At 40.1% G+C, this 13,942-nt stretch carries 12 protein-coding genes and 1 pseudogene; 10 read left to right on the forward strand and 3 right to left on the reverse strand.

Annotation, left to right across the window (positions count from 1 at the left end; translation table 11 throughout):
• The first annotated feature begins 18 nt into the window (after nucleotides 1-18).
• Nucleotides 19-2,793: a PAS domain S-box protein gene (locus AY601_RS22635; protein ID WP_068405523.1), complete on the forward strand. Its 2,775-nt coding sequence runs from the start codon at nucleotides 19-21 to the stop codon at nucleotides 2,791-2,793.
• A 273-nt stretch (nucleotides 2,794-3,066) separates the two neighbouring features.
• Here the strand turns inward: AY601_RS22635 and AY601_RS22640 are convergent, their stop codons facing one another.
• The 3 genes from AY601_RS22640 to rluF form a co-directional block, all read right to left on the reverse strand.
• Nucleotides 3,067-3,759 (reverse strand): ComF family protein, encoded by a 693-nt coding sequence (locus tag AY601_RS22640; RefSeq protein ID WP_068405526.1) that lies wholly within the window; start codon nucleotides 3,757-3,759, stop codon nucleotides 3,067-3,069.
• Between the two features lie 28 nt (nucleotides 3,760-3,787).
• Nucleotides 3,788-4,858, reverse strand: a complete 1,071-nt coding sequence (gene rlmN / locus AY601_RS22645) for a 23S rRNA (adenine(2503)-C(2))-methyltransferase RlmN (protein WP_068405529.1) — start codon at nucleotides 4,856-4,858, stop codon at nucleotides 3,788-3,790.
• A 138-nt stretch (nucleotides 4,859-4,996) separates the two neighbouring features.
• Entirely contained in the window at nucleotides 4,997-6,064 is a 1,068-nt protein-coding gene (gene rluF / locus AY601_RS22650; RefSeq protein WP_068405532.1) for a 23S rRNA pseudouridine(2604) synthase RluF, read from the reverse strand.
• A 639-nt stretch (nucleotides 6,065-6,703) separates the two neighbouring features.
• Between rluF and AY601_RS22655 the strand changes: the two genes are divergently transcribed.
• From AY601_RS22655 to AY601_RS22695, 9 genes and pseudogenes are all read left to right on the forward strand, one after another.
• Nucleotides 6,704-6,949: a hypothetical protein gene (locus tag AY601_RS22655; RefSeq protein WP_068405535.1), complete on the forward strand. Its 246-nt coding sequence runs from the start codon at nucleotides 6,704-6,706 to the stop codon at nucleotides 6,947-6,949.
• On the forward strand, nucleotides 6,946-7,317 hold the full coding sequence (locus AY601_RS22660; RefSeq protein ID WP_068402455.1) for a transposase: 372 nt from the start codon (nucleotides 6,946-6,948) through the stop codon (nucleotides 7,315-7,317). Before AY601_RS22655 ends, AY601_RS22660 begins: the two co-directional genes overlap by 4 nt.
• Nucleotides 7,314-7,739, forward strand: coding sequence for a hypothetical protein (locus tag AY601_RS22665; RefSeq protein WP_068405538.1), 426 nt, complete (start codon nucleotides 7,314-7,316; stop codon nucleotides 7,737-7,739). The genes AY601_RS22660 and AY601_RS22665 overlap by 4 nt, the downstream gene beginning before the upstream one ends.
• A gap of 59 nt (nucleotides 7,740-7,798) precedes the next feature.
• Complete coding sequence (locus AY601_RS22670; RefSeq protein ID WP_068399459.1) at nucleotides 7,799-9,055, forward strand: IS256 family transposase; 1,257 nt, start codon at nucleotides 7,799-7,801, stop codon at nucleotides 9,053-9,055.
• Nucleotides 9,056-9,108: 53 nt separating this feature from the next.
• Nucleotides 9,109-9,609: pseudogene (locus AY601_RS22675) on the forward strand (transposase); the annotation flags it as partial.
• A gap of 302 nt (nucleotides 9,610-9,911) precedes the next feature.
• Complete coding sequence (locus tag AY601_RS22680; protein WP_068405541.1) at nucleotides 9,912-11,087, forward strand: amidohydrolase family protein; 1,176 nt, start codon at nucleotides 9,912-9,914, stop codon at nucleotides 11,085-11,087.
• Nucleotides 11,088-11,095: 8 nt separating this feature from the next.
• Entirely contained in the window at nucleotides 11,096-12,037 is a 942-nt protein-coding gene (locus tag AY601_RS22685) for an NAD(P)H-dependent flavin oxidoreductase (RefSeq protein WP_068405544.1), read from the forward strand.
• Nucleotides 12,038-12,124: 87 nt separating this feature from the next.
• A complete protein-coding gene (locus AY601_RS22690) occupies nucleotides 12,125-12,397 on the forward strand; it encodes an acylphosphatase (RefSeq protein ID WP_068405547.1) in 273 nt (90 codons plus the stop codon).
• A 30-nt stretch (nucleotides 12,398-12,427) separates the two neighbouring features.
• A complete protein-coding gene (locus tag AY601_RS22695) occupies nucleotides 12,428-13,936 on the forward strand; it encodes a lipopolysaccharide biosynthesis protein (RefSeq protein ID WP_084359409.1) in 1,509 nt (502 codons plus the stop codon).
• The last annotated feature ends 6 nt before the right edge of the window (nucleotides 13,937-13,942 follow it).

Consider the following 13,942-nt stretch of genomic DNA (forward strand, 5'->3'; position numbering starts at 1 on the left):
AATACGGGTTAATCAATTATGCCAATAGATACAGGAGTATGGTCACCTAGTGAAAAAGAGAGATTATGTGCGTTATATGCATATCATATCCTTGATACCCCAGTTGAGAAAAGCTTTGATAACCTTGCGAAGCTAGCGACGCAAATATTTAATATACCCATTGCCTTGATTTCTCTGTTAGACAAAGAAAGGCAATGGGTTAAATCATCTATTGGCGTAGCGATAAAGGAATTCCCCCGCAAGCAGTCTTTTTGCGAATATACAATCCAGGGAGATACAGTATTCGAAATCTGTGATACACTGGAAGACAGTCGGTTTACCGATTATCCGGTAGTTGTTTCCGAACCCTACATCAGATATTACGCCGGTGCACCCCTGATTGATGACCAGGGTTTTGTACTGGGCACGCTCTGCCTATTTGACCTGGTTCCCCGTCAATTTACTGACAGCCAAAAAGAAATCCTGAAAGGGATTGCGCAGGAAGTAGTCGTGCACCTCGTCCTGAAAAAAAAAGATCAACAGCTTCGTTCCAGCGTTACCCGCAGCCAGGAACTTTTGGATATAACAGGGATCTCTCCCGAAATTCACTGTATTCTTGACTATAGAGGCAAAGTCTTGTTCATTAACGAAGCAGTGACCCGATTATTAGGCTATACGGTACCACAAGCTATGGAACTTGGCCTTTTAGACGTCTGCTATCCGGAAGATATTCCCAGGGTGATGAAAAGCATAGCAGATGGACTGGAGAATAATTATAAAGAACTTCAAATTGACTTCAGGGTATTGGGCCGGGATCATATTATCCGGTGGATAAGCTGGTCGCTGGTTTCGAAAAACAGGCGTTGGTATACTTATGGAAGAGATATCACAGACAATAAAAAGGTGGAAAGTGAGCTGATGAAATTATCATTTGTGGCCAGCAAAGTAAATAATGCGGTGGTCATTAATGATGCAAATAATCAGGTGACGTGGGTAAATGCAGCTTTTGAGAAGATTACTGGATTCAGCCTGGAAGATGTTAAAGGAAAAAGGCTCGGAGATCTGATCATTGGCCCGAATACGGATCTTGAACTTATCGATGAAGTCAGAAGACTGACCAAACAAAGGCAATCTTTTACCATTGATATGCTGGCTTATCGAAAAGATAAGAAAGAAATCTGGCTTTCCGTTTACAATACAGTGGTATTGGATGACAGCGGGAATGTCGAGATTGAGGTAGAGATCATTATTGATATTACCGATAAAAAAAGAGCAGAAGAAGAATTGCAGGTGCTTTCTATGGTCGCCAGTAAAACAAATACAGGAGTGAATATCCAGGATAATGAAGGCATTACTACCTGGGTCAATCAATCTCTTGAAAAATTAACCGGTTACAAAAAAGAAGAACTCTATGGCCATCATCTGGGAAATATCCTTTCCCCTAATTTTCATGATCAGGAATTAATAGCAACCTCAAGAGATAAAAGCAAAAACAATCAATCTTATACGATAGAAGTACTGGCAGAGAAGAAAAACGGATCTACAGTCTGGCTGTCCGTCTCTAACACGCCCATTATTAACAGCAAAGGAAAAGTAGAGAGACAAATTGATCTGATCTCTGATATTACCCAACGCAAGCAGATTGAGAAAGAGATGATTGAGGCTAAAGAACAGGCCTTAAAGCTCAGTGAAGCAAAGGAAATGTTTCTTTCTGTAATGAGCCATGAAATCCGTACACCTTTGAATGCCGTGATTGGCATGACCCACTTATTATTGGACAATGACCCAAAAATCTCACAGATTGATGATTTAAATATTCTGAAGTTCTCAGGTGAAAACTTATTACATATCATCAATGATATCCTGGATTTTACGAAAATGGAAACTGGTAAGATGGAACTGGAAGTTTTTCCATTCAATCTTAAAACATTGGCAAATGATATTATCAATTCACTGCAAGTCAATGTAAAGAAGAAAGGAAATCAGTTAAATCTTGTGTTTGACCCTTCAATTCCATCGTTAATTTCGGGCGATAAAAACAGGCTGTACCAGATCCTGATGAACTTTCTGGGCAATGCGATTAAATTCACTGAGAATGGGCAGGTGCAGCTTATTCTGACCCTTGCCGGGCAGAATGAAAAGCAGTCGATCATCAGGTTTGAGATTACAGATAATGGCATAGGAATACCTAAGGACAAGCAAAGTTATATTTTTGAAACCTTTACTCAGGCCAAAACAGATATTTCCAGAAAATATGGAGGTACAGGATTGGGGCTGGCAATTACAAAGAAGCTATTGCAAATGTTCAATTCTGATATTATAGTGGATAGTACCGAAGGGGAGGGAACTACCTTTTCTTTTGAAATTGCCTTTAGTAAAACGGCCGAAATATCTGCTTCAACCGGTAATAGCACCGAAATGAGTGTCTTTATTGGTAAAAGGATATTGGTGGTAGATGACAATGAAATTAATATTCTGATTGCCAAGCGTATTCTTAGCAAATGGGGATTGGAGATTGAGGCTGCGGTCAATGGATACGAAGCTATAGAGAAGATTATGACCGAAAGTTTTGATCTGATCTTTATGGATATTAAAATGCCGGGGATAGATGGTTTCGAAACTACAGGTATTGTCAGGGATATCAGCGGTGCATATTATAAGCAAGTACCTATCATTGCATTGACTGCTTCTACACTTAAAAATGACCATTACAAATTTAATGAATGCGGTATGAATGGCCATGTCCTAAAACCGTTTAATCCGGAAGAGATTAAAAAACTGCTTTTCGGTTTCCTTTCCCGCGAAAAGGAATAGAAAAATCCTTTTCTTAACCGGCCACAAAAAAAGAGCCGGAACTCCATTTCTGAAATTCCGACTCCTAAATTAACGCTCTCGTATATATCAACGATTAAGTGCGGCTATTGTTTTTACTAAATTGTTTTTTTATAAAAATAAATTGATTCTGCTCTGAAAAGATAAAGGGCCGATATTTCTATGAAGAAAATATCGACCCTTACCATCTAAATTAACGCTCTCAAATATATAAACGAGCATAAAATATAAATGTTATCCTGAATACCTTTTTTTTTATTCTGCATAAGCCAGCGTTGCAATAGACAGTTTATTTAACCCATTATCCAGCAGGAGCTTGCCACAGGCTTCAAATGTGGCTCCGGTAGTAAGTATGTCATCAACAAGCAGGATATGTTTGTGCTGTAAATCTTGAGTTTTATGCAGCTCAAATGCATCTTTTATGTTTTCAAAACGATTAAACCGGCTCTTTTTGGTTTGTGTGGCTGTATTGATTTTTCTAGTCAGAAGTTTGGTATGGATGGGTATTTGTAAAATACAGGCTATTCCTTCAGCAATAGATTGACTTTGGTTATAGCCTCTGCTGCGTTCCTTTTTCGGATGAAGTGGAATAGGGATAATTAAATCTGGTTTTTGGCCTGATCGTATGATATTTTCACCAATGCGCTTACCCAGGAGGAAGCCGACATCTGTTTGTCCTTTATATTTCAGCTGATGAATCAGCTGTTGAACTCTGTTACCTTTTTTAAAATATAATAAGGCTGTGACCTGATGAACACGTATTCTGCCCCAGAACAATTTGGCGGCAGGGTGGTCATTATATAAATGGAAATCTGTGAAGGGGAGATCATGCAGGCATTTAATGCAGATTGTTTTTTCTCCATAAAATAATGCTGTGCCACAAGCATTGCAATTCCTGGGAAAGAGCAGCTGAAGAAGGTCAGTAAAGATTTGTTGAATCAGGGACATTTTACAATGTACCCCTGATTTGCCGGAATTAGTTAGCTGATATTTCTGTTTCTGGCTGGTTTTTTACAGCAAGCTGTCCACAGGCAGCATCAATATCTTTACCGCGGCTACGTCTGATATTTGTATTCACACCCTGGCTTTTCAGGTAATTCGAGAAAGCGTCAATTTTATCTCCTTCTGCATTGATGAAATCTGCAAACTGAATTGGGTTATATTCAATCAGGTTTACTTTGCAGGGTACGTGTTTACAGAATTTAGCCAGATCTATAGCATCCTGAAGTTCGTCATTAAAGTTATTGAAGACAATATATTCGTAGGTAACGGGGTTCTTTGTTTTGGCGAAATAGTATTTTAAGGCCTCTGCAAGTACTTTTAAAGTATTTTGCTCATTGATAGGCATAATTTCATTTCTCTTTTTGTCGTCAGCAGCATGCAGGGATAGTGCAAGGTTAAATTTAGCCCCGTCGTCTGCCAGTTTCCTGATCATTTTAGCAATACCTGCTGTAGAAACAGTAATTCTCTTGTATGACATGTTTAATCCATCAGGAGCAGTAATCCGCTCTATTGATTTCATCACATTTGCATAGTTTAATAACGGCTCTCCCATACCCATATAAACGATATTGGTCAGTGGGGCATTGTAGTTCTTTTTGGCCTGCTGATCAATCAGTACCACCTGATCATAAATTTCATCGGCGTTTAGGTTACGTTTTCTATCCATATAACCTGTTGCACAGAATTTACAGGATAAGCTGCAACCAACCTGAGAGCTTACGCAGGCAGTCATCCGTTCTTCCATTGGAATCAGTACGCCTTCAACGATGTTTCCATCAAATAAACGGAAGGTATTTTTAATGGTTTGGTCGTTACTGAATTGTGTATTGTTGACCTCAACTGCATTGATGGTATAGTTCTCGTCCAGTTTCTTTCTCAGGTCTTTAGACAGGTTACTCATTTCTTCAAAAGAACGCGCAGATTTTTCCCAAAGCCATTGGTAAACCTGTTTGGCCCGGTATGCGGGTTCTTTCATCTCAGTGAAGTGCTGCTGAAGCTGGATAAGACTCAGAGAACGGATATCAGTTTTAGTTGTTACTAGCATTTGATGCAAAGTTACCTAAAAATAATAAGCCACCCAATTTTTCGTTGGAACTTACTTGTTTTTAGTAAGTTATGAAATTTTCATGACTTTAATTGATTAAGGTCATGAAAATTTATGGACAGGCTAAGTTGTTGTTGTTTAGCGTTTTGGGCTTCTTGTTTTTGCCGGAGCTGATCCTGATCTTCCTTTTGTTGGTTTCACTGATCTTCTGCTTGGGCCATTGCTTTTGTTCCAGTCATTGGTTGCAGCTGGTGCTTTGAATGACGATGATCCTGATGCTGGTTTTGCTCTTGATCCTCTTGGTGGCTTTTCTTCTCTTTCACTTCTTTCTCCGCGTTCGCCTCTTGGGGTAGTTGGTCTTGGTTTTCCTTTAGATGGGCCTGCTGGTCTTGCTCTGAATGCTTTTGCGGGGGTTACATTGGCTTCTTCTGGTGCTGTAGTTGCTTTTGCTTTTTTAACGACTCTTTTTGCAGCAGCGTGTTCTACAGAGCTTGATTTTGCAATCATGTTATGAATTTCTGTCAGTTCTTCTGGAGTGAATTCTCTCCATTCTCCAACTGGAAGACCTTTCAGGTTGATATTCATAATACGGATACGTTCCAGTTTGGTCACTTCAAATCCGAAGTGTTCACACATGCGTCTGATTTGTCTGTTCAATCCCTGGATCAGCGTAATTTTGAAGATGAATGGGCTTTCTTTCGTTACTTTGCATTTTTTGGTCATGACCCCTAGTACGGGTACGCCTTTAGCCATATTGGTAATAAACTGGTCTGTTAATGGTTTATTAACTGTAACCAGGTATTCTTTTTCATGGTTGTTGCCGGCACGAAGGATTTTGTTAACTAAGTCTCCGTTGTTGGTCATGAAGATCAATCCTTGTGAGTCTTTGTCCAGTCTTCCAATTGGGAAGACTCTTTCGCTGTGGTTTACGTAATCAACGATGTTGCTTTTTACGCCAGCTTCTGTTGTACTGGTTACGCCAACGGGTTTGTTAAATGCAAGCAGGATGGAGTTGTCTACTTCTTTGGGTTCAATGGTTTGTCCGTTTACCGTAATCAGGTCACCGAAGTATACCTGGTCGCCAACTTTGGCTTTTCTGCCATTAATAAAGACATTTCCCTGTTCAATGTATCTGTCTGCTGCTCTGCGCGAGCACATGCCGCTTTCACTAATGTATTTATTTAATCGGGTGGTAGAATCGGACATAATAGTATTTCTTTTTACAAAGTAATCAATTTATACCCATATATGCTATGAAAATAATGGGATTTCAAAAAAACAGTTGTTATTTCTTGCTGGATTTCATTCTGCGAATGAAACAGGCTGCGAAATTAACAACTGGTTTTTTTGAAATTTCACAGGTTTCCCCATACTTATAATTTGGATAGGAAAGTAGGATAAATTAATTGCTTTAAAAATTAGATAATACTTATTACAGTCGGTTTGGAGGAAAAGAGTGGAAACGCTGTGGGAAAGATAATTGAAGGAAGGATAGTTGTTTGGTGGAGAAACGTTTTGAAGAAAATAATGGGAGGAAATGTTGTTTTTTGGTGAAGAAACGCTGTGAAGAAGGTAATGGAAGGAAATATTGTTGTTAGGTGCAGAGTTGTTGGTTGGAGAAACGCTGTGAAGAAGCTAATCGAAGGAAAAGATAGTTTGTTGGGTGGAGAGTTGTTGGTTGGAGAAACGCTGTGAAGAAGCTAATGGAAGGAAAAGATAGTTTGTTTGGTGCAGATCTGTTTTGATGGAGAATCGCTTGGAAGATGATAATGGAAGAAAATAATGGGAGGAAATATTGTTGTTTGGTGCGGATCTGTTTAATGGAGAAATGCTTGGAAAATAATAATGGAAGAAAATATTGTTGTTTGGTGCGGATCTGTTTGGTGGAGAAAGGCTTGGAAGATGAAAATTGAAGGAAGTATTGTTGTTGGGAGCAGACTTGTTTGGTGGAGAAATGGGTGCAAAAGGGGGGTAATTTTTTACGTGGCCTTGGCGTATAAAACAGGTGTTGAAACTAGGTTAAATAGTGCCTTGGAATGTCCGTTCCTGAAAAGAGTTTACATAAGAAAGTTTTTCAAAACAGAAAAATGAGTATAAAAGACGAAAAGCCGAACAAAGGCAAAGGGGGTAGAAAAGCTATCCATTCAGACAGCTTTAAGGTTCAGGTAGCCTTAGAATATTTATCAGGATCTTACAGTTATCCACAGGTAGGAAAAAAATATGGCTTAGCAGAACATACTGTGCTGTGGTTCGTATCTTGGTACCGAAAGAATCAAGATGTTATGATAGCTGAAGAACCAATTGAAGCAGAATATGGAGCCTTAAACCCTTCCCAGATCAGAGCACTTGAAAAACGAGTGGCTTTAGCAGAAATGAAGGTAGCAGTTCTTGAAAAAGTAATTGCTATTGCTAATGCAGAATATGGTACAGATCTTAAAAAAAAAGTTGCTACCAAGTGATTGCTGAGCTAAGAGGTACCCGCAAGTATTATAGTATAGCTAATCTTTGTTGGGTAAATGGTTATACCAGGCAAGCTTGGTATAACCATTTAAAAAGTGTTCAGTTACATTTTTTAGAAGAATATATTGTGCTTGAAAAGATTCAGCAAATCAGGAAAGAACTTCCAAAAACGGGATGTGTAAAGCTACACAAGGAGCTCAATAATGGATTTTTACAAGCTCATGGGATTACTATGGGTAGAGACGCTGTATTTGATTTGGTACGTGCACATGGCCTGCTGATTAAGACCAAAAAGAAATGGGTATATACGACTAATTCATTTCATCGCTACAAAATACATCCTGATTTAGTTCAACGAAGGCCTGCAATTCAAGCAGAAGAAATATGGGTTAGTGATATTACTTACCTGCGGAGACTGTAAACTGAACTGTGTCAACTCTTGATAATAAAGAGTAAGAATAAGTAATTTAGTACCAACTTATGGACACAGGAAAAAGTAAAAAACCATTTGATTTTGAACGCTTCAAAGAAGAAGCAATGGAAGGCCTTTATCAAGGCAAAAAGATGGGTGGCACCGACGGTGTATTCGCTCCAATGTTGAAACACCTATTGGAATCGATGCTTGAGGGTGAGCTTGATAATCATCTGGAAGAAAGTAAATCTTCTGGAGAAAGCAACCGCAAAAATGGAAAGACCAAGAAGACTGTACGCAGTCTTCAGTCCGGCCATTTCGAACTGGAAAGCAGTCGGGATCGTAACGGGACTTTTGAGCCTAAGATCGTTCCTAAACGGCAATTAATCATTACCGAAGAACTGGAAGATAACGTGATCGCTATGTATGCCCGTGGCATGAGTACCCGCAATATTTCTGATTATGTGAAAGAAATGTATGCAATGGATATCTCTGCAACCGAGATATCCAACATTACGGACAAGATCATTCCCGCAATGAATGAGTGGAGAAATCGACCATTGGAGGCTGTCTATCCTTTTGTATTTCTGGACTGTATGCATTATAAGGTGCGTGGTAGTGGTGGTGTCGAATCCCGGGCAGTTTACAATATCCTAGGTGTCAACCGCGATGGCAAAAAGGATCTGATCGGTATTTATCTCTCAGAAAATGAGGGTGCTAAATTCTGGCTCTCTGTACTCACCGATCTGAAACAACGCGGTGTGGAAGATATTCTAGTCGCCTGTATTGACGGTCTAAAAGGCTTCCCCGAGGCTATAGAAGCCGTCTTCCCTAAAACCCAGATTCAGTTATGCATTGTGCACCAAATCCGCACTAGTTTACGCTATGTGCCAGAAAAAGACAAAAAGGCGGTAGTAGCTGATCTAAAACCGATCTACAAAGCCAACAACCAAGAACAGGGATATGAAAAACTACTGGAGTTTGAAGATAAATGGGGTAAAAAATATCCGCTATCGGTAAAAGGATGGATGGAAAATTGGACTAATTTATCCACTTATTTCGAGTATTCGGCGGATATCAGAAAAGTGATCTACACTACCAATGCAATCGAAGGAATGCATCGCCAGATCCGCAAAGTCACCAAAACAAAGGGCGCATTTACATCTGACCAGGCGCTACTAAAACTCGTGTATCTGGCCTTTAAAGACCTGTCCAAAAAATGGACAATGCCGATGCATAACTGGGGATTGACAATGTCACAATTGTATATTAAATTTGGGGATCGATTGAAAGCCTTCGGCGACTTCTTCTTAGGTGGGGGCTGAAGAAGCCCCCACCTAAGAAGAAGTGATGTTGACACAATTCGCTTTACACTCCCTACCTGCGTACAGAGAGTTGTTTTGTTTATCTTTCTTTAGTGACTGATGCTTATTCCAGAAAAATTGTGGGCTACCATTTAGCAAGTGATTTAAAGACCATTGGATGTATTAAAGCATTAAAACAAGCTTTAAAAGACAGAAAATATCCTTCACGGCCGCTTATTCATCATTCTGACAGGGGAACTCAATATTGTTGTGATGATTATGTGACTTTATTAAAGGATAGTCATATTCAAATCAGCATGACTCAAACAGGAAGCCCCTATGATAATGCGATTGCTGAAAGAGTGAATGGAATATTAAAAATGGAATTTGATCTTGAAAAAACTTTCAAAAACATGGCGCAGGCAAAAACACAGGTTGATCTGGCTGCTTATAAATATAACAACATCAGGTTACATGCCAGTTGTAATTTCCAGACACCAGAAAACACGCATTTATTAGAGAATGTAAACCCAAAAATCAAAAAAGTAGCCATTTTTGCTCCTATTGTAACCTAAGGGCAGGAAAATGTAATAAACTAGGTAAACATAAATCAGTAATATACTTTCTACTGTAAACTAATCTCAGTACAGGACAGAATGACATTGGAACGAGGTTGGAATGGGGTTGGAATGACCTTGCAATGACCTGGGTCATTCCAACCTCATTCCAATGTCGTTTTAAGGTCTTCTCAATATAGGAGAGTAACTAGGGTTAATAGGTTGTTTACTAGTTGTTTATTTGTTTGGTTTGGCTTTTTGAGATGATAAATTGGCTGGTTTTTTTTAGCGTTTGGGCAGAATAACCGTAATTTGTAATTATGAGTTCTTATTTGTCGGCATCATGGGTTTATTTGGTTAACACTGCACCTTTACGGAATGGAATAGTTGCTGTTAGTGAAGATGGTACTATTACGGGGGTATGGACTGCGGAGGAGGGGGAAGCATTAAATTTAAAAGGGATAAAGTATTATGATGGGGTGTTGGTGCCGGGTTTGGTGAATACGCATTGTCATTTGGAGTTATCGCATCTTGCCGGCAAAATAGCTGAACATACGGGTTTGCCGGGTTTTGTACAGCAGGTGATGCAGCAGAGAGAGGCTGCTGAGGAAGAGATTCAGGAGGCGATGGAGCTTGCTGACCGGGAGATGTATGAGAATGGTATTGTAGCCACTGGTGATATTTCCAACCAGATTTATTCCAAAGGGGTAAAGGTGAGGAGTAAGCTTTACTATCATACTTTTGTGGAGGCAATGGGTTTTAATCCTGGACGGGCTGGTGAAATTATTCAGAGGGCGGTAGTGGTGAGGGATGAGTTTTTGCCTTTGAGGGCCACGGTTGTCCCGCATGCGCCTTATTCGGTTTCGGCAGAGTTGTTTGAAGAGATTAAGAAGGTTTCCGGAGCTGTCCATGAATCGGTTTCTATTCATAATCAGGAAACTTTGGAGGAGAATTTATTTTTTGAATCGAAGCAGGGACATTTTCTGAAGTTATACGAGTTTCTTGGGTTGGATATTGATTTTTTTGAGGCGAAAGGAAGGACTTCTTTGCAGAGTTATTTGCCATTTTTATCCGGGGATGTGAAGACGCTGCTGGTTCATAATACTTTTACGAGCGGGGCGGATGTGGTGTTTGCACAAGGAAAGCATCAACGGCTTTATTGGTGTTTGTGCCCGGGGGCGAATTTATATATTGAAAATAGATTACCGGATGTTGACTTATTAAGGGATGCCGGGGTGACGATTACTTTGGGGACGGATAGTTTAGCGAGCAATCATCAGTTGAGTATTTTAGCGGAGATGAAGGTGCTGCAAGAGCTAAAGCAGGTTCCTTTTGAGGAGTTGTTGTCTTGGGCAACGTTAAACGGGGCGGCTTTCCTGGGAATTGAGGCGCAGTTCGGGAGTTTGGAAAAGGGAAAGAGACCGGGGGTGAATTTAGTGAAGGGTTTGAAAGAGGGGCTGATTACGGCTGAAACCTCTATTGAAAGAATTATATAATATAAATTATGTCTAATCGTATTACCTCTTTATTCAAGATTCAGTATCCAATTATTCAGGCGGGCATGATCTGGTGCAGTGGCTGGAAGCTTGCTGCAGCAGTTTCAAATGCGGGTGGTTTGGGTATTATTGGGGCTGGTTCTATGTATCCTGAAGTTTTAAGGGAACATATCCGGAAAATTAAGCAGGCAACTGTATTTCCTTTTGCAGTGAATGTGCCCATGATTTATCCGGACGTGGAAGAGCTTATGCAGATTTTAGTGGAGGAGGGAGTGAAAATTGTATTTACTTCGGCAGGTAATCCAGCGGTGTGGACAGGTTTTTTGAAGGAAGCACAAATGACGGTGGTGCATGTAGTTTCCAATACGAAATTTGCTTTAAAGGCTGAGGCTAGTGGGGTGGATGCGATTGTCGCGGAAGGGTTTGAAGCTGGTGGGCACAATGGAAGGGAAGAAACAACAACGATGTGTTTGATTCCTATGATTGCTGATGCTGTAGGGATACCGGTTATTGCAGCTGGGGGGATTTCCTCGGGGCGCAGTATGCTGGCGGCCATGGCATTGGGCGCTGATGGGGTACAAATAGGTTCTGCTTTTGCAGTTGCTGAGGAATCTTCGGCACATCTTTCTTTTAAGGAGCGGATTATCGGGGCTGTGGAAGGGGATACCAAATTGAGGTTACAGAAGTTGGTTCCGGTGAGGTTACTGAAGAATTCTTTTGAGTCGGCAGTCGCAACGGCCGAAGCTGAAGGTGCGGATGCGGAAACATTAAGGGGCTTGTTAGGACGTGCAAGAGCAAAATTAGGTATGTTTGAAGGGAATTTAGAAGAGGGTGAATTAGAGATTGGCCAGGTTTCGGCATTACTGAAAGATATCAAGCCTGCTGCGGTTATTTTACAGGAGATTTGGCAAGGGTTTTTAGAGGAGAAGGTTAGGGTGAGCCAGTTTTAAACCGGTATTAAACACAAGCTACACAGGTGGTAAGAAAAAGATAGGATAAAACAACAGGACAAAAAAAGAAGATAATAGCATAAATAAATGAAACAAATCATAATCAGGATAACAGGAACAGTGCAGGGGGTGGGGTTTAGATATACCACAAAAGTAGTCGCAGACCAAATGGGGGTTCGCGGGATCATCAAGAATGAGAAGGACGGAAGCTTGTATATTGAGGCCGAAGGGGACGATACTTTGCTGGATATTTTTGAGGAATGGTGCAATGAAGGACCAGACCGTGCCAAGATAGAAAAGGTGGAGATCACACCGGGCGAACTGAAAAACTATCGTAATTTTGAGATCATTAAGAAATAAGTCCGCTTTATTATCCGTTAATCACATCAGGTGTCAGTTTTAAAAAAGTTTTTAGGTCAGACTGCAGTGTATGGGGTAAGTACCATACTATCCAGACTACTCAATTTTATATTAACCCCAATTTATGTCAAGGCTTATCTGCCTGGCACATTTGGTATTTTGACCAAACTTTTCAGCTATGCATCGCTGATCAATGCGGTACTTGCTTTCGGTATGGAAAGTACTTATTTCAGGTATCTCAACAAACATGAGGATAAAAAAGATGCTGTATACAACAATTCCTTTATTTGTATAGCCTTTATTGCTGGGATATTTTTGATTACAGGCTCTGTTTTTGCCGATTCAATTGCTTCCTGGATTAATAACGGAGAGCAGGCCCAAGTACTGGATTATCAAAGATATGTGAAGTATTTTGTCGGGATCTTATTTGTAGATGCCATTTGTGTGATTCCTTTCGCCAAAATCCGCGCTGACAATAAAGCATTCAGATATAGTGTAATTAAGTTCCTGAATATCGGCAGCTTTGTCGGGCTGAACCTGATCTTTATCTTTGTGATCCCTTTGGTTATCAAGCATCAGTGGCCATTGGCATCCTGGTTTGAGAGCTGGTATCATTATCAATGGGTAGGTTATGTTTTTATCTCCAACCTGGCCGCCAGTATCCTTACTTTCTTATTGCTTTTGCCAGAATTTCTTCAGATCAGATTTAAGTTTGATAAAGAGATGTTCCTGAAAATGATCTCTTACAGCTGGCCTATTTTAGTAGCCAACTTGTCTTTCATTATCAATGAGAATCTGGACAAGATTGTACTGAGTAAATTATTGCCGAAAGCTGTGGCTGACATTGATGTCGGGATTTATGGTGCGGTTTGTAAAATTGCAATTTTCTTAAGTATTTTTATTACAGCTTTCAGGTTGGGGGCCGAACCGTTCTTTTTCAGCCATGCGAAACATGAAAATGCCAGGAAAACTTATGCAACGATCCTGCATTATTTTGTGATTGCACTTTCGTTGTTGTTCGTTGCCTTAGTCGCAAATATTGAGATTCTGAAATACTTCATCAAAGGGGATGCCGCACATACTGCACAATACTGGTCAGGACTGCCAGCGGTGCCTTACTTATTGTTTGGTTATGTCTGCCTGGGTATTTATATGAATCTTTCGATCTGGTACAGATTGTCGGATCAGACCCGCTTTGGTCTGTACCTTTCTGTAATTGGGGCAATTATTACGATTGTATTTAACTTTATACTGATCCCAAAATATAGTTACATGGGCTCTGCCTGGGTTTCGATGCTGGCTTATTTTGTAATGATGGTCATGTCTTATATACTGGGACAGAAATATTATCCGATCCCTTATAAACTGAAACGGATTTTAGCTTACCTGATTACCTCGATCGTCATTGTCATTTTGTCTTTCTGGGTATTTAACAGGAATATCTATATTGGGAATGGATTGTTAGTGCTGTTCTTCGCAGGTATCCTTTATGTAGAAAAGGACGAATTAAAAGTGCTTTTAGCAAGAGGCAAACCATAAGAAAGC

The sequence above is a fragment of the Pedobacter cryoconitis genome (genome assembly GCF_001590605.1).
In the GTDB taxonomy this organism is placed as follows: domain Bacteria; phylum Bacteroidota; class Bacteroidia; order Sphingobacteriales; family Sphingobacteriaceae; genus Pedobacter; species Pedobacter cryoconitis_A.